We start from the raw sequence: 21,572 nt of genomic DNA, 5'->3' as shown, positions 1-21,572 counted from the left end.
CTGGCGTGATATGGATTAGCCAATTACTCTTTCAGCTTTAATAACGTTCCATAATCTTTGCTTCTAATCTGGCTCTCAGAAATAATCTCGAAGGTGTAAGCACCAGAATTCTGATCTGTCTTGACTTTTATTTTAGATCCATTGATTCTATATGTGCCTCTGTAGCTGACGTCGCCGCCGGGAGTAATGTCAGCCGTCCCATCAGGCTGAAGCGTTAAATGCATTGCGCCCCCAGCAAGATCTGTTTGCGGTTTTTCTGTAACCTCGAAATACTCCTTTGTTTCGTTCACATCCAACTTATCTTTTTTACATCCAATAACGGCAATTGAAAACCCGATGACTACTATTGGTAACCAGCTAGCTCTTAATGATCTTTTTTTCATATTTCGGATCTTATTGTTTCTTATCGCAAAGTTTGTCCCTTGATGTATCAGTATTGGATTAAACGATCAAACCATGGATAACGCTACACCCAATATCAAACATCTGGGATTTTGAGTAGCAAAACATGTGGTGATTATGAGGCCTTTCAATAACGGGCGCTAATATTGCAACCTGTCTCGCTAATTGAATTGGCTACGAATGTTGTTCGATATTGACAAGAACAGCTCCTAATTTTGGCCAATAGGTATTGACAAACTTAATCTTTACACACTCATCTTTATCCTTTTTGCGCACATGAGATAAACCCAATAAACAAAAACAATGATGCCATAAAAAATATCCTCTTCATTTATTTCCTTCCAAACTAGATGATTATTTAAAAAGTGCTGAAACTGAGCATTCTGACGATAATCATTGTATTTTACCTCGTCAAGCACAAGCCTATCTCCCTCTGTACCATTTCTTAAAACACCTTTACTAATCATATCTGCGTTTGCGGTGGAATTAATATCCTCAAAGTTCATTGTCGAATATGAAAGAAATAATGTAAAAAAATAAAATTCCTATTTAACGGTGGAATTATGTTAGTTCAAAGGTTAGATTAACTCAGCAAAATGGGCAATGATTACAAACCTCTTAACCGATATAAGTTGGTTTTTAGAAAAAATCTTATGGTTTTGTTAGTCTGGGAAATGAATTTTCCCCATAAAAATCACTAATTTGTGTAAATAAATATATAACATATTCCAACGTCCCGGCCCGAACTTAAATAGTGAATTGCTAGAGTCAATTGTCCTAACTTTAAAGAACATCTCCCTTAAACGAGAGGTATAACGCAAATCTAACCCAATGACATGAAGATTAAAATGTTTTAAACAACAAAATTTTAACTTCGGGGGGGTAGAATTGTTGTTTCTGTAATTTTCGTATTTTCTATACCCCACTCTTCAAAACCAAAATGTTGATCTCCACGTATTGGTAATTGACTGTTTAAATCGAGCTGTTCATTAAATAATGCGTGGAATATGGTACATTCCTTTCTATCAGAATATCTTACTTCCAGACCATTAATTACAAACAAATGAATTGAGAAGGGCAAAAATTTATAACCGTTGAATTCTTTTTCGACCTCTTGCTTTAAATCTAGAAAATGTGGCCTGAATTCCATATAAGGAGACGCAGTAATCACGTTTACCCCCCTGTAGTTTAGGTCTCGACCATTTTCATCACATTCTTTAACAATGGTTTCGTCAACACCATAAATTGTAAAAAACTTACCAATCAGACTTATGGCAACGGAAAGTTTTTTAATTCGCCTAAACTGTGGTAAATCGATGTCCTGTAAAAAAAAGTCTGCACTGAAGCTCGGCGCTTGACCAAATGTAGAGCCGCGATATGTTAATTTTTGTTTAGATGAGACCTTTTCGCAAAATGTTTTCCAACCTAAATAATTTTTATTACCGTCGCCATGGATTGCCTCCACAACTACTTTTTCTAATTCCTTTATTCCCGAATACTTATAATATAAGCCATATTCGTTTTTTTCCAATCCGATCGGATAATACTGCCTTATGGCTTCATAGACTGGCCAAAAATTATGGGTGTCAGGATTAAACATAAAATTAAATTTCATAAGCGCGCATAAAGTTTAAAGGTAATATTTTAATTCTTTATAGACTTTATTTCATGATTATAGCTTCATCAGATGCCTAATTTATAACTTGTTGAAATGTTTTGCATCAACTTACTTTAAAAGATTGTAAGCTATCTCTAGGTCTGATGTACAATTTTGATTACTTGAACTGTCTCATCTAACAGTGGAATTTTAGTAATAAAGCAGCTGGTGTCAGAAATTGAGGGGTTAATGATTACGGAGGTTTTGCCATTGAAGACATTTTAGCTAGCATTTCCTAAAGATTATAAATAATGTGCTTTTTTTTAAACTATTGGCACCATCAATATTGGCATAAGTATTTAAAAAGCCACAACTTTTCAGTGCTTTTTGGGAAAATAAGGTTGCTCGGCACAATCATCCTCTCTAAAGATAACATGTAAAAATCAAGTAATCAGAAGTATACAAAATGTTTTAAGAATTAATTAAACCATTATTGGTAAAAACCATCTGTATACCAAAACACAAATAGATCATGAAAATTATTCAAAAAATTGTAATGGTTGCAGCTATAACAACCTTTTGGGGATCAGCATCCTCTGCACAAATTATAGTTAGGATAAGGCCTGCCAGACCAGCAGCAGTGGTTGTAGCCAGCCGCCCGCTCCCACCCTCACCACACCACGTTTGGGTTAACGAAGAATGGGTAGTTAAAGGTGGCAGATATGTATGGCATGGCGGTTATTGGGCTGCACCTTCCCGCCCCGGCGCAGTCTATGTACCAGGACACTGGAAAAATACCAGACGCGGCTCTATCTGGATATCCGGTCACTGGAGGTAATCCGAAGAATTGAAGAATAAGTTTAGATGTTATAATCGAGATCATATGAAAAATCAACTAAAAAAAGTGCTAGGGTTGCTATTGCTTAGTATAATTGGACTTTCCAGCTGCACGGTTGAGTACCGTGAGCATAGAAGACTGAGAAGAATGCCCCCGCCTCCGCCAAGAGAAAGAGTAATTATAGTCCATTAAGTTGTCTGGACTTCGCATTTAGTAAAAGGACTTTTTAATAGAGCCTTTTTGCCGGTTTATTTAAATTTAGCCGGCTTTTTAATAATGAAAAGCGTCAGACACCTAAATTAAAAAGTGACGCCGGAACTGCTCTTGACATAAATTTACAGACCCATTGTTAAACTAAACCATCACCTTTCCGATTTCCATATTGCAGTGCGAGTAACCCTCAAAAGGAAATTGTTAAATGGTGCAATTGCTTAAAAATACTGGGAATATAACGAATGGATATTCGGTTAACCATCCATCGGGCGAACACCAGTTATGACCTCATTTATGTGTTAGTCTGCACACTGCGCTTCCATCTTATCTAAAGCACGGTTAGCGCATCAGTTAAACACGGAACTTCCTTCTATAATATTTCAGGTGCCTATTTTTACCAAACTGACTTTAAGGGCAATATCTCCAAGTTCTTAATAATTACCCCTTTACTTTTTTCAATAAGGACCTGATCAAATGGCAGTGACGGGAAGAAGATACTTGTCATTACTGTCAATCCATTATCTGCAAATAGTTCAATTGAAGATGCATCAACTACAAGTTCAATATTGGAAGATGACACATTAGTAAGCCGGGGTGCGGACGCTGTCTTTGCAAATTCGGGATTAAAATCAATTTTGCCTGACTTCGACCTGTCTATAAAATATTGCTTCTTAGCACGATCATATCTAATCGTCAATGTTTCTCCAAGGTTATTTGATAGTATTATAGAATAATCATTGAGCCTTGTAACGTTAAATTTTAGAACGAATTGACCGGACCCAACCTTAATTTTTTTTCCTATCGCGATATTATTAATTAACTTAACTGGCGCTAGTTTCATTCCATCTAACGCTCTTACCGGATTTGATGTTACCAATATTTTACCATCCACCTTTTTCAGCCCAAGTTCTCTTGGAATGGTCATGGCGTTTCGCCACTTTTCGGTTGGTACCTGGTTGGCATATTGCCAATTACTCATCCATCCTAAGAATATCTTACGACTACCGGTATTACTCCAAGTTATACCAGCATATTCATCCGGCCCATAATCAATCCAGCGAATTTCATTATCAATTGCGGTAAACTTATTTCCGTCAAAATTTCCAACAAAATACTGTGTAGCCGATCCCCCATTTGGACCGCCCGGGTTAAGGTTTACTACCAACACCCAATAAGTTTTCCCATTTAGCTTTAATGGGAAAAGATCAGGGCATTCCCATACGCCGCCATGTGCGCCAATTTCCTTGCCAAACGCACTCTCCTTTTTCCACTCCTTCAGGTTAGTTGATGAGAAAAAAGTGATGTGATCAAGCGTTGCCAGAGTCATTATCCATTTTTTTTCCTCCGCATACCACATTACCTTAGGGTCACGAAAATCCCTAATACCTGGATTCTTTAACACTGGGTTACCTGTATATTTTGTCCAGGTATTGCCTTCATCAAGGCTATAAGCAATGCTTTGATTCTCAAAATCATTCTTTCCGGCTTTTTCCCCTTTAGGATCATGATGTGTAAATATCGCTACCAAGGGGATTTTTCCATTTTTTCCGAAACCACTGGTGTTATTGGAATCAACCACTGCACTGCCAGAAAAAATATAACCCAAACTATCTGGGTAAAGCGCAATTGGAAGTTCTTTCCATTGCACCAAATCTTTGCTAATTGCATGCCCCCAATGCATTGGCCCCCAAGTTGTTCCAGCAGGGTAATATTGAAAGAACAAATGATAGATGCCTTTAAAGTAAACCATGCCATTGGGATCGTTAATCCAGTGTGCTGCAGGCGAAAAATGAACCTGCGGTCGGTAAGGCTCGTGATAAGTTGCTATGCTGTCCTGAGCCTTTGCAAATTGTGATAAAGTCAGAAATATTAAAATAACCCGATATATTTTCATAATTGTTACAATTTAACGTTTATTTTAAAGTATATACCGTTAAATTTTTGAACCTAACGGCTCCATTGCTCAAATACATTCTCCAGTCTCCATTTTATATTTTATATATCCTTGTAGTTGACGCCGATTGCCCATTGATATACATTGTTGCGATAGCATTCTCAATCACTATCTTCAATGAGTAATTCGTATTTGCAGTAAGTCGAAACAGTAATTACGCCTACGTGGTTGATATTTCTGAGTTGATGCGGTCACTTTCCGCATTTATTTTACAAAGCGAAACAGATTTCTCTTGTTCCTTGATAAAACACGTGTAGCCGAATTTTACCCCGATTGTCGTGTACCCAGTAATCAGGTTTGCGGTACACTTTAGTTGCAGAAACAAATGTAGCTACCTCCTTTCGATAACATCTTTATTTCTTAATAGGTTTCTTCATTGGTTTACTCTCGTTCAACTCTTCGATATTTACGTACAGCTGTCATGTAATCGTTTTTCTTTATTGCTAAGCGCCATTGCCTTTCAGCAATCGCACCTTAAAGTGGTTTGGCAGCTATATCCTGAAACTCGCTACAAAGAAACCAACGCTCATCTCTCTCTAGAGCATCAGATCGCTGTTGCAATCTGTTCAATACACATAGGTTTTGAAAATTTGTACAGAAATGGCATTTCTGCAGAACTATTGTCGCAGCGTATTAAATTATGTAAATAAAGATGGAATTAACGAAATCCATCGTCAGCCCTCTTTAAACGAATTTGCTGTTAGCAGAAATTTATTTTTGTATTTTTTGTTCAAGTGTTGGAAGTTGTTTTTTGTATTCATCAACATTCCAAAGAATCTCCCAACGTTTAACATATTCAGCAAGTAAACCAAGTCCAACTTTTGCTCTTCGTTCATCAACATTATCTGGGTCATCAAGTGGCAACACATAATTTTTTTTCGTTTCACTATCGTAACCTATTTGACTACCATATATTTGTCTTTTCCCTTCCCTAAGCGCTACACGGTCTTCCAATAATGCCAATGCACTTCCATTTGCATTTCCAATTTTCACTGCTTCTTTCATCATTGGAAGATATTTTTGTTGCGTTTTTAAATCTGAATGTTGAATTACCAAAAACAATGTTTGATTTGCCTGAACACAACTTTATCAACACCAACCCAACCATATTTATCCAAAATTTCAGTGACTTTAATCAGATTAACACTGTCTTTATGCATCATAATTCTACCCAAACTATCAACTTGTTTACTTTGGTGACCAAATTCTTTCTGTGCTGAAATGTATTGTAGTCTTATGGGTTGGTCATCTTGGAAAATTGTTAATAATTTCGCCTGAAGAGGTTTGTCGTAATTTGCTTCTCTCTTATCAGCCACTGATTGCATATCTGAAACAAGTTTGTTCCATCTTTTCTCTGAGTGCAACGATGTTAAGTCGGTATCTGTTTTTAAATGGCTAACATTAGACCAACCATTTATTAAGGCAAGGTTTAACCACTTAAAAGCTAATTCTTTGTCACCTAATAATGAAGCTGAACAGCCTGCGTTATAAAAATCGATATCACTCTTTTGTTCTAGTTTGAACCCTTGATGATAGTTTTCAACTGATTTTTTATATTCTTTGTTCTTGTAAAGGGCATCGGCTTCGGCAACAATAGATTTGTACCTCTGTCCAAAACTAAGTGAGCAAATAAAAAGCAATAATGTCGTTGTAAATAGTTTCATTTTAAATGTCGTTTTAAATTTCTGCTAAGGTTCTCGGCTTGGCGATGTGGCGGATAATGAAGCTGAAACTCTATATTACCGCTGAACTTGAAAGTTAGCAAAAATCCTCGATTTAGTACAAAACCCGCCATATTACCAAACCATTGTTAGTAGCATGTGGGTTTGTCGTCTATTGTTTTGGTTTTATTTTGTGTGTTGAAAAATGAGAAAAGTGGTGAAAACTATTTTAATTAAACGATTGTCTAAACTTTAAAGGTGATTGATTCGTTTTGGTTTTAAATAATTTACTGAAGGATTGTGAATGTTCAAAGCCTAATTCGTATGCAATTTCGCTTACGGTTAATTCTGTGGTCGATAATTTTTCTTTGGCTTTTTCAATTAACTTGTCGTGAATGTGCTGTTGCGTACTTTGTCCTGTAAGTGTTTTAAGCAATCGACTTAGGTAACTTACAGATACATTTAATGCGTCAGAAATATACTGAACTGTTGGCAAACCCTTCTGAATTATGTCAACATTGTTTAAATAATCCACTAATAATTTTTCAAAACGGTCAAGAATTAGGTGATTAACTTTCTTGTGTGTTAGAAATTGACGATGGTAAAAACGGTCGGCATAATTCAATAAAGTTTCCAAATGGGCTATGATGATGTCCTGGCTAAAGTTGTCAATGTTTGAGTGGTACTCTTGTTGGATATTTTCAACTATTCCAATAATCGTTTTTTCTTCTTTCTCTGAAAGCATTAATGCTTCATTTGCCGAATACTCAAAATACTCATATTGCTGAATTTTTTTTGCCAATGTAGTCGACCAAAGAAAATCGGGGTGAACGAGCAACACCCACCCCGATTGTTTTAGTGCTGATTTTCCCTCTTTAGAAACCCTAAAAACCTGATTGGGCGACATAAAAGACATAATACCTTCATCATAATAATATTGGCCTTGCCCGTAGGTTACTTTGCCTTGACTAAAAACTCTTTTAAGCGCTATGACATAAAAATCCAAAGCCAAATTCGTTGGTTCATCAGCGTGCCAATGTTGAACGTTTTCAACATCAATAACACTAATTAAATGATGTTCAGGTTTTGGTAAACCCCTGTATTGATGAAATTCAGTTATGGTTTTAATATGTCTCGTCATTTCAGTTTTCTTTTCTCACTTCTAGAATGAATTTTCCACGAACGTGGCCGGTTTCACTTTCCTCGTGTGCTTGGGCAACTTGTTCCAAAGAATACACTTTGCCGATAGTAATTTTTACTTTACCTTCATTAATCCACTCCGTAAACTGATTGAGCCATATCAAGTGATTGGTTTGTGCAGCAAGAAATTCTCCTTTGACATTCTTTTTCTCCATTGCTTTTTTAACTGCATCGTCAAAAGGGAAGTCGACATTAGCACTAACAAAAATCCCACCATTTTTTAATACGCTTATACTCTTTAAACGCTCCTTGTTATCCCTAACCGATGAAGCTTCAAATACAACATCAATATCCTGCAATAACGCTTCAAATGATTGTGTCTGATAGTCAATCACATCATCTACGCCAAGTTCTTTTAAATATTCCTGATTATCCGTAGAACCACTACCAATTACATAAGCCCCTTTGACTTTTGCAAATTGCACTGCAAAATTTCCTACACTGCCTGATGCACCTTGAATAAAAATTCGTTGTCCTGCTTCCAGTTTTCCGAGGTCAAAAATTGAATTAGCTGCTACAAGCCCCGTTATTGAAATCGCGGCAGCCTCATTGAAAGAAAGACTTCTGGGTTTCAAAGCAAATTGGCTTGCTTTTGCTGCCATATATTCTGCATAGCTACCGTTGCCTGGAAAATTAGGAACACCATATACTTCATCCCCTTTTTTAAAATTTGTAACGTTGCTCCCGATTTCTTCTACGATGCCTGATGTATCCCATCCTAAAATTAAGGGCAACTTTAAATAAGGTCGTAATAGATCGTTGCCGCCTTCACGAACTACCCTGTCCACAGGGTTTATACCACTTGCATAGACCTTGACTAAAATTTCATCTACTGCTGGAACAGGACGTTCTATTTCTTCAATTTTTAATACATCCGTGCCGCCAAATTCGTTAATTACTACTGCTTTCATTTTTATATATTTTGTTTATGCAAAGATCTACAAGAAAGGAAAAACACTTGTAGCCATTTTTGACTTCATTGTAGTCAAAAAAGACATGATGTCTATAATAAAATTATTGTCGGTTTAAAAGGTCGTTCTGCCATTGCCACAAATCGAGTCACGAGAAAGAATTTCACCTTTGCGCCCTCACAGCAGCGTACGTAAATGCCAACTATAACAAAAACAGTTAGACGTTGAGAATCCTGAATAGGCTAGCTGGCATACATTGTTCTCGGAAGGCGCTACTCCTATAAATTTGTATTTTTTTAGTGGCATTAAATGATCGATGTTTAGAAGGGTCATCCAACAAGAGAAGTCAACACTCCGACAACACTGTTCCTTTTTAAAGAATACAATCAAGAAAGCGGAAAAATAAAATTCAAGAATCCCGATAATTCATCACTAAACTTCACCTATCAAAATGATCATCAAAGCATTTATTTTTTGGAATATTTTGTCAATACCTAAGCCTGAACTTATCTAAATAGACATAAAACAAATATCAGCCGATTAAAAAACGACAGTAGGTATTGTTATTTTATGCCTAGCTCACAAAATCAGTTTCTACTCATGTGGTGTCATAAATAATTCCATTTGTTGCCGTGTCCCTCCTTCACCCGCCCTAATTGGAGCGATGCATGTCGGTATTGCTGCATTCAAAATTAATTCGAAATTGAATCCTTAAATTTACCAAATGAAGATTCTGATCATAGAAGACGAACCGCAACTTGCAGAAAGCATTGCTGAATATCTTTCAGATGAAAAGTACCTATGTGAATTTGCATCTACCTACCACCAAGCGTTGGATAAAATTGAAACCTACAGTTATGATTGTATCCTGTTAGATATTATGCTGCCAGATGGCAATGGAATGAGAATTTTAGAAGCGCTGAAAAATCAGGATAAGCAAGACGGAGTGATCATCATTTCTGCCAAAAACTCCCTAGATGATAAAATAAGGGGTTTACAACTCGGTGCTGACGACTATTTAACAAAACCTTTTCACCTTTCCGAACTGGCAGCAAGGATATTCTCAGTCATTCGGAGAAAACAGTTCGGGAATGCAAATACCATTCAGCAAAATGAATTGCAGATTGATTTGCTTGCAAAAACCGTTTTAGCAAATGGCGCATTCATTTCACTGACTAAAAAAGAATTTGACCTCTTAATTTATTTCATTGGAAACAGCAACAAGGTGATTTCAAAAAGCACTTTGGCAGAACATTTATCAGGAGATTTTGCCGATATGTTAGACAATCATGATTTTGTATATGCGCACATCAAAAACTTAAAAAGAAAACTCAATGAAGCCGGTTGCGGCAATTATTTAAAAACCGTTTATGGAACAGGATATAAATGGGAAAGATGAATAATCTATTAAATAAGACGCTTAGAACCTTTGGATTGTACGCCCTTATTGTTTTAACCGCAAGCGTTCCCGCCTATTATTATCTGGTGGATGGCATTTGGTTGAGCGAACTAGACGAACACAACGAAATTATTGCAGAGCGAACAGAAAAAGAACTAAATAAGTTAAATTTAACTGAAACGGAGCTTGCCCAAGCAGTGGCGTTATGGAACAAAATACAACCCGGCACTAATTTAAAGAAAGCAAATAAAACAACCGCTCGCCACGACAGCACTTACGTTGTTTTAAGAGAAAATCCTTACGCCAAACATAAAGAAATTGATCGCTTTAGAGGATTGATCAGACCAATCCACATCAACAACAAGCCTTACCTATTAACTGTAGAAATAAATGTCGAAGAAACAGAGGAAACGGTTGCTGCCATTGCAGCAATTACACTCCTATTTTTTCTGATTTTAGTAGTTGGTTTTTTGTTCTTAAGCAGACGACTGTCTGTTCGATTATGGAAGCCTTTTAGAAGTACGTTGTCGAAATTAAAAATATTTAACCTAGATAACCATACTGCAATATCGTTTAACAAATCAGACATAATTGAATTTGAGGAATTAAATATTGCCCTAGAAAAACTATTAGATCATAACATATGCGTTTATAAAGCGCAAAAAGAATTTACAGAAAATGCCTCACACGAATTACAAACCCCTCTTGCAATCATCAAAACAAAATTGGATTTATTGCTGCAAAAGGAAGCCGTCACAAACCGACAGTATCAAATCATTGAGGAAATAAATAAAGCACTAACAAGGATTACACGGATCAACAAAAACTTGCTGCTACTTAACAAGATAGAAAACCATCAATTTGAAGGGAACGAAACTGTCAATGTCAGCGAACTTACCCTCCAATATTTAGAAGAGTTTAGAGAACATTACAGCAATAAAGGCATTCATATTCAAACAGAAATAAACCCAGATATTGCCCTTACGGGAAACAAAGTATTGATCGAAATTCTACTAAACAATCTATTGTTAAATGGCATCCGGCACAACTCGCCCGGCGGAACGATCGATGTCTTTATAAGCAAAACAGCATTAATCATTTCCAATTCCGGAGACTCCCCACTAAATGAATCTGCTATATTTAATCGATTTGCAAAGCGCTCCACCAAAAATGCAGGCAGCGGCTTAGGTTTAGCCATAATTAAACAGATTTGTATCCGTCATCATTGGGTAGTCAGCTATGAATTTAAAGAGCAGGCGCATCATTTCTCCATACAATTCTAACGCTAGTACTTTCGGCCGCCTGCCCGCAGCGCACACATTGAAAAATTTAGGGTGTTTAACCGCATTCCCTTGCCACGATTTTATGGCCCGTTGCTTATATCATAAGCATCAAGAGGCAAGCGCATGAACCTTCTTGAAAACTAGAAAGTCTACTTATGACTTCCGCGCTCATTGCCGCATAAGCCTCCCTTTGTCCATCTGGATCTAAGAAGTATGCATAAAATGGCGAAATGGTGAGAAATTCGTGGGAAGAATAATCAACGCCTTTTATCCACCTCCCCTTTTAAGGGCAGCGCCGCAAGAAACCCATATCCCGCGCCAAAATTCAAAATTTATGCTAAATCATTTCGAATCTTTGACCCATGATGTCAATGGAAGTCTTGCGAGCAGAAAGAAAATGGCTTAAACAGTCAACGTTGACAATTTTTTCCAATCTAAAGAAATCATGTTTCAAAGAACCATGCAGGCATGAAAATAAAACAAGCTGCAAAAATCCCAGACTTCAACGGAGCTTTTACGCCCCGAATTGAATGACAACAAAAAAAGTTGAATTATAAAATTTAGAAAAACATTTAACAATAACTAAGAATTAATACCATGAATAAAATTCGACTATTCTTTATGTTGATTGCCCTATTGCCAGCCTCGATGGTCTTTTCTCAGATTTCATCGGTGACGGTTTCAAGTATGGTAAAAAGCAAGGCCGAAAAAACCGCCATGCCTTATGTAAGCGTGGTGCTGAAAAATGAAAAAGACTCCACATTCGTTGCTGGTACGATTACCGATGAGGAAGGCAGGTTCTCCATATCAAACCTAAAACCAGGCAACTACCTAATGGAAATTTCATTTATGGGCTTTATAAGTAAAAAACAACCTTTATTTATTGGCAGTCTATCGGCATTTATAGACCATCGTTTAATCGAATTAGAGGAAGCGGCAACCACGTTAGCGGGGGTAACTGTGACCGGAAAAGTAAGCGAAATAAGCAGTAAAATGGATAGAAAGAGCTATTCGCTCGCAAACAACATTAGCCGAAGTGGAGGTTCTGTATTGCAAAGCATGCAAAACCTGCCGAGTGTTACAGTACAAGATGGCAAAGTACAGTTAAGGGGAAATGAAAAGATTACGATCCTGATTGATGGGAAGCAAACCGCATTAACGGGTTTTGGAAGCCAATCGGGCTTAGATAATATGCCTGCATCTGCCATAGATAAGATCGAAATCATCAACAACCCATCTTCAAAGTATGATGCCAATGGAAACGCCGGAATCATCAACATCATCATGAAGAAAAACAATCAAAATGGATTTAATGGCAAACTTGGTTTAACCACTGGCTTAGGCGCGCTATGGGAAAGAAGGAAAAACTTGCCCACCATAAGACCACAATACACCACTACACCAAAAATAAATCCGTCAGTCTCTCTTAATTATCGAAAAGGAAAAGCAAATGTCTTTCTTCAAGTAGATAATTTATATACGGAGACGTTAAATAAAAATGAATACGTAACACGTACGTATGCCGATGGAACGGCAATCAATTCGCAATTGAAGAGGAATAGAAACACCAACTTTTTTACAAGCAAAGCCGGCGTAGATTGGAACATCAACGCGCAAAACACCCTAACCCTTTCTGGTTTATATGGAAGTGAAAAAATAATTGACCGTGGCGATCAACCGTTTTTTAATAGAGACCTATCCCAACGTTTACGCCTATGGCAATTCTTAGAAGATGAGCTTAAAACCACGGCAATGGCCACGGCTGCTTTTCAACATAAATTTAAAGATGCGGGCCACTTGTTAAACATCGGTTTTAATTACACGTTTCACCGGGAAAATGAAAAATACTTTTACGACAATTACCTGCCCGCCTCCACCGGAACAGATGCTTTTAAGTTATTGTCGGATGAGCAGGTGTATAATTTTAACATAGATTACATCAAACCATTAAAATATGGTCGGATTGAAGCCGGGTTTAAATTGCGTAACAGAAACATCCCCACCGACATGAATTTTATTCCAGGAGTAAATTCGGTGTTAGATACCGATGCAGGAGGTTGGGCAACCTATAAGGAATTGATCCCAGCACTGTATACCAATTATGCATTTGAAAATGAAAAGTGGGAAGCTGAATTAGGATTGCGTGTGGAGTATGTGAACATCCAATACGACGTAAATCCAACTCATAGTACCTACAAAAGCTCCCTTTACAACTATACCCAGCCCTTTCCTAATTTAAGATTGGCTTACAAACTGAATGATCGCAGCAAACTTTCCGTTTTCTACAACCGCCGGGTAGATAGACCCAATGAGGTAGACATTCGTATTTTCCCTAAGTACGATGATGCGGAAATTATAAAAGTCGGCAACCCCGCTTTGCGACCACAGTTTACCAATTCTTTAGAATTAGGTTATAAACTAAATACGGACAAAGGATACCTATATGGCGCGGTATATAGCCGCTTTGCAACAGGCACCATTACAAGGATTTCGAGCATTGTGCCGGGAAGCACCTTGGTATATGCCATCTTTCAAAACGCTGGGAAAAGCTCCAATACAGGATTAGAAGCCATTTGGAGCCAAAAACTATCTGATGTTTATTCGGTTAACATTAACGGGAACATTTATAGAAACCAAATTGATGCGTTCACCGTGCAGAACCTTTATCCACGGCCTAATACTTTTTCTGCTTCAACACAATCCATTACGTCGGGAAACTTAAAACTGAACAATACCTTCAATTTTAGAAACGGCTGGGCAGCACAAACTACCGCAGTGTACCTAGCGCCCAACCTTATTCCTCAGGGAAAAATTTCTTCCAGATTTTCAATAGATGGAGGTGTAAAAAAATCTCTTCAGAAAGGTAAAGGAGAAATTTTCTTTAACGCAACTGATTTGCTCAATACATTGGTGATCAAAAGGCAAATTCAGGGAGTTGGTTTTAGCTATACAAGTGAGGATTATTACGAAACACAGGTGCTGCGCTTAGGGTATAGCTACAAATTCTAAGTTGATTTAAACGTATGCGTGTTAAGGAAAAATAAACGAAAACAACAACCCTGCACCATAGCAATTAAATTCTTGAACCCATTTTAACAAAGAATCCCTCAACTTAACAGCAGTGGGGTTGGAAAAACTAAGGCATAAAAAAAAGGAAACGTTAAAGGTAATTTCAACCCATTGGCATTGAAGATCTTACCTATGTCTCTTTAAGCTGAATTTAAAAAAAGCCCAACCAATTAATTCATTCCGATGGGAAGCAGTCTACAATTAATATTTAGGTTTAGGTAAAGTCAACCGCCTGCCAATTCTTGCTCCCTGGGCATTACAGCAACATTAAGGGTTGGGCATTTTTTGTTTATCTACAAATATCCGTTTCAAATTACTGTACCATTCGCGACAATACATTGGTTGTTCCCTCCTGCCCTCGCGTACCAATGGCTACTACTCTACCGTAAATGCGCTTCCCACTGGCCATATTGCCAAAAGTATATTCTCGGGTTGATGCGCCTTTCGAGATCCAACTACTGTCTAGCGTTAAGGGTTCTTCTGTATATTCGAAGATGTAAGATTTAGCGTTTTCTACCGCCTTAACCATAAATTTAACTTCACCAGGGTTCATCCCATCTGCAATAACAAATTCTTGTGGGGCAGATAAGGCGACAGCATTATCGCTTTCGGTAACCAAATCCATTCCAGAACTTACCAATTTAGAACGATTGCTTTCTGCAAGCGAATCTATATTCATGGCCAATAGACGTAAACTGGTTAAAAGCGTTTCGCGGGCATCGTTTTTTAAAGAAACCGCCACCCTCGCCCTGGAAGCTGCTGCTGTTAAGGCATCAGAAAAAGAAGTAGCCACATCGGTAAAATTGGCGAGGGTGGGAACCGTAGCCGGAAAATTGGCATTGGCGGTTAAGGCTCCAATAATGGCCTGTGTTTTAACATCCAGCTTTGCATCGCTGTACCTCTGGTAATTTAATACAAGTTTAGGGATTTTCATATCCGTAATGAATTAATTGGAAGACTCCATTGCCTTCTCGAAACAAGGTACAGGAGCTGAACCATAAAAAAAAGGCGCCATGTGCGGAATCAAAGCATTTGGCACTTCGTGATGCTTTTAGTTCTTTTTGGTGTTTTTGGATACTTTTGGCAACTCTTGGTTCCATCCGACAACTATTGGCCGCTGAGGTATATTCAACAAAATGCCCTCAAAAGTATCGCCTAACACCCATTCCACAACCTCGACGTCGATTTTGTACCGCATACAAGGAACTATGTTCCACATACATGGCCACTTGTACCGCATACATGGCCTCTTGTTCCGCATGTATTGCCCCATGTACCACAGACATTCTTTCTTGTACCGCATACATTGATTGTTGTACCGCAGACAATCCTTCATGTCCCGCATACAATGCGCATTGCATCTCTTACATTGCCGTTTGTACCGCATACCTTGTCGATCTTATTTGCAGTATTGCATCGTTTACGGCACAATTGCACTCTTAATTTCCAGCCTTAGCGCTTGTACACCTTCCATCGAATTTGTCTTGTAGGCAACAGATTCTTAACGATGTAGCCTCACTACTTTTGAGTATTTAATCAAAAACCTCAGGTACTTCTTTGAAAAAAATGCTATATTTATTAATTAGCCGTTGAAATCTTGCCAAACAAAGACAGTCCCACCCAGGAAATAAGTTGTCGATTTTATTAAACCAATAGCTAAATACCTAACCATTTTAACTGAATACACATTTATAACTCTCGCCTATATCATCTAATCAAAAATTAACGAATAAACCTCTTATTATGAGTGTAAAACAAATTTTTGTCCGCCCGAGTAACTTTAGGTTGCTGCTAAGCTGCTCCAAAACAACCAGCTTCCGCGAAATGAATCTTGTAAACAAAGCCATGGGAATTGTAGCCCCCAAACGCCTAACCATCGAACACGTTTGCATCCATTACGGCATCACGATGGTACAATACCTCGCCTCTCAAGAAATATTTCCCAATAAACCAAAGCGAGAGGAGGTTTAATCCTCGCTAGCGCACGCGTGTCGCGTGTAAATGAATAATTATATAAAAAGACAACCCCTCGCTAGCGCACGCGTGTCGCGTGTGAATTTGTAATAAAGTAAGAATACACAGAGAACAATGAGTCGTAAATACCCTCGCTGGCGCACGCGTGTCGCGTGTGAATGAATAATTATATAAAAAGACAACCCGGCGCACGCGTGTCGCGTGTGAATTTGTAATAAAGTAAGAAGACACAGAGAACAATGAGTCGTAAATACAAATTCCATAATAAAGAAGGATTATACTTTGTAAGTTTTGCAACCGTATATTGGATAGATGTATTTGTTAGACCATTATATAGCACCTCGCTGGCGCACGCGTGTCGCGTGTGAATTTGTAATAAAGTAAGAAGACACAGAGAACAATGAGTCGTAAATACAAATTCACCCTCGCCGGCGCACGCGTGTCGCGTGTGAATTTGTAATTATATAAAAAGACAACCCTCGCAAGCGCATGCGTATCGCGTGTGAATGAATCATTATATAAAAAGACAACCCGGCGCACGCGTGTCGCGTGTGAATTTTTAATAAAGTAAGAAGACACAGAGAACAATGAGTCGTAAACACAAATTCCATAATAAAGAAGGATTATACTTTGTAAGTTTTGCAACCGTATATTGGATAGATGTATTTGTTAGACCATTATATAGCGATATTCTGGTAGAGAGCTTAATTTATTGTAAGGTAAACTTAGGTTTGGAATTGTATTGTTGGTGCATAATGCCAAGCCATGTGCATTTAATATTTAGCGCAAAAGATAACAATCCTGATGTTTTGCTGGGTAGCTTTAAATCCCACACCTCAAAGCAAATTGTAAAGGCCATAACGGAAAATAGCTTAGAAAGCAGAAAGGAGTGGATGCTTTGGATGTTTAAAAAGGCAGGATTAAAAAGCAGCAATGTTAAAGGAAGTCAGTTTTGGCAACACAACAATAAGCCGATAGAATTATGGAGTACAGCCGTTATTGAACAGAAAGCAGATTATCTACATGACAATCCGGTGGTTTCGGGTTTTGTAAATGAAGCCTGGCATTGGAGGTATAGCAGTGCAATAGATTATAGTGGTGGTAAAGGTTTAATCGAAATAGAATATTTATGATGTTAACAAATGCACACGCGGCACGCGTGCGCCAGCGAGGAGTCATACGTAAAATCTTTTGTCAATAGTTTTAGTTTAATGCGCTAAGATGTTGGTTCTAGAAGCAACGCCAAGTCTGCAAAAACTTTCAAAACGTTACAAGCAAGTGTAGGACGACCGACACTAACGACAAAACCGACAGATATACAAAAAATTAAAATCGTAAATTTGCGACTTAACGAACTGAAATAAAATAAATGGCAAATAGCAATCTTACAAAAGCAAAATCGGTAAAAAATGATGAATTCTACACTCAATACCAAGACATTGAGAAAGAGATAATGGCTTATTTAGATTTCAACCTAAATGCTTTCAAAGATAAGATTGTTTTATTGCCTTGTGATGACCCTGAGTGGAGCAACTTTACAAAATTTTTTGCACAGAACTTTGAAAGACTAAAACTTAAAAAACTCATTAGTACGAGTTATGCACCCGACAGCAAGAAGCTTAAAATAATCTATGCACCAACACTTTTTGAAACCAACGCACCCCAATTTGACAAAACAAAAACCATTCTAAACGGAAAAATATTTACGCTTGACCATGACACAAGTGGAGACGGAAAAATTGACGTAAACGATTTGGAGTGGACTTACTTAAAAGGCGATGGAGATTTTAAAAGTGCTGAAATTAGAAAACTACGAGACGAAGCAGATATAATAATTACAAATCCACCTTTTTCTTTATTTCGTGAGTTCTTATCTTGGATTATTGAAGCTGACAAACAGTTTGTAGTTATTGGCAGTATGAATGCGATCACTTACAGAGATGTTTTTGCAATAATTAAAAATAACAAAATGTGGCTTGGCAGTGGTTTCAAATCTGGCAACGCTTATTTCTCTTCCCCAATTTCTAATGAGTATGCTGAAGGAGTTTTTGACAAAGAAACTGGATTAGTAAAATTTAGAAATTGTTGTTGGTTTACTAATATAGACCACGGTAGAAGACACCAAATTTTACCTTTAATGACAATGCAAGATAATATCAAATTCAGTAAACATAAGGAACTTAAAGGTAAAGAGTACGATAAGTATGAAAATTTTAATGCAATAGATGTTTCTTTTACAGATGCAATTCCAAGTGATTACAATGGGGCAATGGGCGTACCTATAAGTTTCCTTGATAAATATTCGCCAGACCAATTTGAGATTATTGGTTTAGGTATTTCAAATTCGGGTATAGAGTGTGGCGTTAAACCATATAAATTAGAACATAAAAAATATAGAAAAGAAATTCAAAAACGTGGAGCTGTTGATGGAGATTTATATATGATTAAAGATGAAATAGTAGTAGTTCCATACGCAAGGATATTAATTAGACGAAAAAAATAATGAACACAACATTAAGAACAGATATAAAAATAAAAGACATTTGCGATGGGTTCATTTACAACGAACTTGAAGGCAAAGGTTTGTTTGGCCTTTCGGGATCTTTGACAATTCAACCTGAATATCAAAGAAACTATATTTATGCAGATGGCAAAAGAGATGTTGCCGTTATTTCGTCAATTTTAAAAGGCTATCCATTAGGACTAATTTACTTCAGCAAAATCAACAAAGACAGCCTTGAAGTTTTAGACGGACAACAAAGAATTACAAGTTTTGGGCGATTTGTAACCAACAAATTTGCAATCAAAGACGAAAACGGAATGGAGCAATATTTTAGTGGAATTGCTACCGATAAACAAGAAAAAATTTTAAAAACCAAACTTTTAATTTACGAATGTGAAGGCACAGAAAGCGAAATAAAACAATGGTTTAGGACTATCAATATTGCAGGAGTTCCGCTCAATAATCAAGAACTTTTAAACGCAGTTTATTCTGGTCCATTTGTAACACTTGGCAAAGAAGAATTTAGCAACAGCCAAAACGCAAACATTCAAAAATGGAGTGCCTATGTTTCAGGCAGCGCAAACCGACAAGAATATTTAGAAAGAGCTTTGGCATGGGTAAGCAAAGAAAATGTAGGCGATTATATGAGCCGACACAGATTTGACTCAAACATAACCGAATTAAAAAACTATTTCAAAAGCGTAATTGACTGGGTTTCTACAGTTTTTATAGACGTAGAAAGCGAAATGAAAGGACTTGAATGGGGTAGTCTTTATGAAGCCTACAAAAAACAACCTTACAACTCAAAAACAGTTTCGGAGCAAGTAAAAAAACTTTATGCTGACCCTTATGTGAAAAACCGAAAAGGAATATTTGAATTTATTTTGGGTGGGTTAAGCAACACAAAACTTTTAGAAGTACGAGTTTTTGACGAAGCAACAAAAAAATCGAAATACGCTATTCAGACAACAGAAGCAGAGAAAAAAGGAATATCAAATTGTTCATTTTGTGCAATCGGTCACGATGCAAACAAAACGAAAATATGGAAATTTGCTGAAATGGATGCAGACCACGTAATGGCCTGGAGCAAAGGCGGTGCAACAGACACAAAGAATTGTGAAATGTTATGTAAATCTCATAACAGAGCAAAAGGGAATAAATAAATATGGACGGTCAAACCACGACAGAAAGAACGCCAGCCTGTAAAAGCCTTCGTTAGCGCACGCGTGCCGCGTGTGAATGAAGACTAATAAACACCTGAACAGTGAGCCGTAAATAAAAGTTCGATAATAAAGAAGGATTATACTTTGTAAGTTTTGCAACCGTATATTGGATAGATGTATTTGTTAGACCATTATGTAGCGATATTTTGGTAGAGCGCTTAATTTATTGGAAGGTAAACTTAGGTTTGGAATTGTATTTGTTGGTGCATAATGCCAAGAAAACTAAGATTGCCAAACCGGTTACTTTGCACTGGTTACGCCATAGTTATGCCACATATTTATTAGAAAGTGGTACTGAATTAAGGCATATACAAGAATTATTGGGGCACAATAGCAGTAAAACTACTGAAATTTATACCCGTGTAAATACTAAAAGCTTACAACAAATAAAAAGTCCATTTGATGATTTATGATCATTAATTTATACATTAGACTGACCAAAAAGATGACGATTATTAGACCAATCTACCCAAAAATAGGCGGATAGGTCTGACAGCGTTAGACATATATACAAGTTAGGTGCAATTTTAGAAAGACACAAAACTCCTGAAATGAACAAAACAATATTTCTCATATTAATCAGCTTAATTCCATTTGGATGTAGATCCCAAAATAAAATTAATCAAGACTTAAAAAGTGAACTTGATAGCATTTTAATAAAAGACCAAATATTCAGAGAATATATCGACACTCAGACTAACGAACTAAGAAAACAGGAAATCGCCAAATTGACAGGCTATTCAAAAGAATATCTAGACAAGAATACGTGGGCAATAATCGCTAAAACTGACAGTCTTAACTTAGTTAAAGTTGAAGAGATAATTTCAAAATATGGTTACCCAGGTAAATCATTAGTGGGACAGCCGACCAATACCGCAGTCTTTCTAGTCATACAACATTCACCGAAGATTGAAAAATATTATCCTTTGATTGAAAAAGCAGGAAAAGATAAAGAAATCTCTTTTACTGACGTAGCGATGATGCTTGATAGAAAATTAACCGAAGAAAAAAAGCCACAAATCTATGGAACTCAACTAGAAGGGAAATCTATTACTAATAAAAAAACGGGTAAAAAGGAACAGGTTATTTATGTTTTACCAATTGAAAATGCGGAAAAAGTGAACAGTCGAAGAAAGAAAGCTGGGTTCGAGACTACTGTAGAAGAAAATGCAAAAAGGTTTGGCGTTGAGTACAAAAATTACACTTATGAAGAAATTGAAAAAATGAAATAAAAAAACCTCTGCTAACAACAAATTCCTATGTAAAGCAGTTTACAGTTCTAATTTATTAATTTTATTCCAATAAGATGCCATAAAGTGTCTAAATTAATGCTACTCAAACACCG

At 37.1% G+C, this 21,572-nt stretch carries 20 protein-coding genes; 10 read left to right on the top strand and 10 right to left on the bottom strand.

Annotation, left to right across the window (positions count from 1 at the left end; all coding sequences use genetic code 11):
- Window positions 1–23: 23 nt before the first annotated feature.
- The 3 genes from ACVWYG_RS09225 to ACVWYG_RS09215 all read right to left on the bottom strand — a co-directional run bounded on the left by ACVWYG_RS09225 (window position 24) and on the right by ACVWYG_RS09215 (window position 2,017).
- A complete protein-coding gene (locus ACVWYG_RS09225) occupies window positions 24–383 on the bottom strand; it encodes a hypothetical protein (RefSeq protein WP_457269908.1) in 360 nt (119 codons plus the stop codon).
- Window positions 384–647: 264 nt separating this feature from the next.
- A complete protein-coding gene (locus ACVWYG_RS09220) occupies window positions 648–908 on the bottom strand; it encodes a hypothetical protein (RefSeq protein WP_457269907.1) in 261 nt (86 codons plus the stop codon).
- Window positions 909–1,270: 362 nt separating this feature from the next.
- Window positions 1,271–2,017, bottom strand: a complete 747-nt coding sequence (locus ACVWYG_RS09215; protein WP_457269906.1) for a hypothetical protein — start codon at window positions 2,015–2,017, stop codon at window positions 1,271–1,273.
- Between the two features lie 514 nt (window positions 2,018–2,531).
- Here ACVWYG_RS09215 and ACVWYG_RS09210 point away from each other — a divergent pair.
- Window positions 2,532–2,837, top strand: a complete 306-nt coding sequence (locus tag ACVWYG_RS09210) for a hypothetical protein (RefSeq protein ID WP_457269905.1) — start codon at window positions 2,532–2,534, stop codon at window positions 2,835–2,837.
- Window positions 2,838–3,444: 607 nt separating this feature from the next.
- Here the strand turns inward: ACVWYG_RS09210 and ACVWYG_RS09205 are convergent.
- The 5 genes from ACVWYG_RS09205 to ACVWYG_RS09185 form a co-directional block, all read right to left on the bottom strand.
- Window positions 3,445–4,944 carry a glycoside hydrolase family 32 protein gene (locus ACVWYG_RS09205; RefSeq protein ID WP_457269904.1) on the bottom strand — a complete coding sequence of 500 codons (1,500 nt, stop codon included), beginning with the start codon at window positions 4,942–4,944 and terminating at the stop codon, window positions 3,445–3,447.
- Window positions 4,945–5,715: 771 nt separating this feature from the next.
- The gene (locus tag ACVWYG_RS09200) at window positions 5,716–6,012 is read right to left on the bottom strand and encodes a DUF6624 domain-containing protein (RefSeq protein ID WP_457269903.1); all 297 of its coding nucleotides are present in this window, start codon (window positions 6,010–6,012) and stop codon (window positions 5,716–5,718) included.
- A gap of 41 nt (window positions 6,013–6,053) precedes the next feature.
- The gene (locus ACVWYG_RS09195) at window positions 6,054–6,668 is read right to left on the bottom strand and encodes a TPR end-of-group domain-containing protein (protein WP_457269902.1); all 615 of its coding nucleotides are present in this window, start codon (window positions 6,666–6,668) and stop codon (window positions 6,054–6,056) included.
- 226 nt (window positions 6,669–6,894) lie between these two features.
- On the bottom strand, window positions 6,895–7,806 hold the full coding sequence (locus ACVWYG_RS09190) for a helix-turn-helix domain-containing protein (protein WP_457269901.1): 912 nt from the start codon (window positions 7,804–7,806) through the stop codon (window positions 6,895–6,897).
- Between the two features lies 1 nt (window position 7,807).
- A complete protein-coding gene (locus tag ACVWYG_RS09185; protein WP_457269900.1) occupies window positions 7,808–8,776 on the bottom strand; it encodes an NADP-dependent oxidoreductase in 969 nt (322 codons plus the stop codon).
- A gap of 724 nt (window positions 8,777–9,500) precedes the next feature.
- Between ACVWYG_RS09185 and ACVWYG_RS09180 the strand changes: the two genes are divergently transcribed.
- From ACVWYG_RS09180 to ACVWYG_RS09170, 3 genes are all read left to right on the top strand, one after another.
- Window positions 9,501–10,175, top strand: a complete 675-nt coding sequence (locus ACVWYG_RS09180; RefSeq protein ID WP_457269899.1) for a response regulator transcription factor — start codon at window positions 9,501–9,503, stop codon at window positions 10,173–10,175.
- The gene (locus tag ACVWYG_RS09175; RefSeq protein ID WP_457269898.1) at window positions 10,172–11,458 is read left to right on the top strand and encodes a sensor histidine kinase; all 1,287 of its coding nucleotides are present in this window, start codon (window positions 10,172–10,174) and stop codon (window positions 11,456–11,458) included. Before ACVWYG_RS09180 ends, ACVWYG_RS09175 begins: the two co-directional genes overlap by 4 nt.
- A gap of 597 nt (window positions 11,459–12,055) precedes the next feature.
- Complete coding sequence (locus ACVWYG_RS09170; protein ID WP_457269897.1) at window positions 12,056–14,467, top strand: TonB-dependent receptor domain-containing protein; 2,412 nt, start codon at window positions 12,056–12,058, stop codon at window positions 14,465–14,467.
- Between the two features lie 373 nt (window positions 14,468–14,840).
- Here the strand turns inward: ACVWYG_RS09170 and ACVWYG_RS09165 are convergent, their stop codons facing one another.
- Window positions 14,841–15,461: a hypothetical protein gene (locus tag ACVWYG_RS09165; protein WP_457269896.1), complete on the bottom strand. Its 621-nt coding sequence runs from the start codon at window positions 15,459–15,461 to the stop codon at window positions 14,841–14,843.
- Between the two features lie 208 nt (window positions 15,462–15,669).
- Window positions 15,670–15,888, bottom strand: coding sequence for a hypothetical protein (locus ACVWYG_RS09160; RefSeq protein WP_457269895.1), 219 nt, complete (start codon window positions 15,886–15,888; stop codon window positions 15,670–15,672).
- Between the two features lie 382 nt (window positions 15,889–16,270).
- Here ACVWYG_RS09160 and ACVWYG_RS09155 point away from each other — a divergent pair, with 382 nt between their 5' ends.
- The 6 genes from ACVWYG_RS09155 (at window position 16,271) to ACVWYG_RS09130 (ending at window position 21,459) form a co-directional block, all read left to right on the top strand.
- Entirely contained in the window at window positions 16,271–16,498 is a 228-nt protein-coding gene (locus ACVWYG_RS09155) for a hypothetical protein (protein WP_457269894.1), read from the top strand.
- 590 nt (window positions 16,499–17,088) lie between these two features.
- Complete coding sequence (locus ACVWYG_RS09150; RefSeq protein WP_457269893.1) at window positions 17,089–17,634, top strand: transposase; 546 nt, start codon at window positions 17,089–17,091, stop codon at window positions 17,632–17,634.
- Between the two features lie 236 nt (window positions 17,635–17,870).
- A complete protein-coding gene (locus ACVWYG_RS09145) occupies window positions 17,871–19,004 on the top strand; it encodes an adenine-specific methyltransferase EcoRI family protein (protein ID WP_457269892.1) in 1,134 nt (377 codons plus the stop codon).
- A complete protein-coding gene (locus tag ACVWYG_RS09140; RefSeq protein ID WP_457269891.1) occupies window positions 19,004–20,167 on the top strand; it encodes an HNH endonuclease family protein in 1,164 nt (387 codons plus the stop codon). The genes ACVWYG_RS09145 and ACVWYG_RS09140 overlap by 1 nt, the downstream gene beginning before the upstream one ends.
- Before the next feature lie 206 nt (window positions 20,168–20,373).
- Window positions 20,374–20,640 carry a tyrosine-type recombinase/integrase gene (locus ACVWYG_RS09135; protein ID WP_457269890.1) on the top strand — a complete coding sequence of 89 codons (267 nt, stop codon included), beginning with the start codon at window positions 20,374–20,376 and terminating at the stop codon, window positions 20,638–20,640.
- Window positions 20,641–20,778: 138 nt separating this feature from the next.
- Entirely contained in the window at window positions 20,779–21,459 is a 681-nt protein-coding gene (locus ACVWYG_RS09130; protein ID WP_457269889.1) for a DUF6624 domain-containing protein, read from the top strand.
- Window positions 21,460–21,572 lie beyond the last annotated feature (113 nt).

The sequence above is a fragment of the Pedobacter sp. UYEF25 genome, from assembly GCF_054061655.1.
Note: the sequence above shows the minus strand (reverse complement) of the source record. Positions and strands in the feature narration are given on the sequence as shown.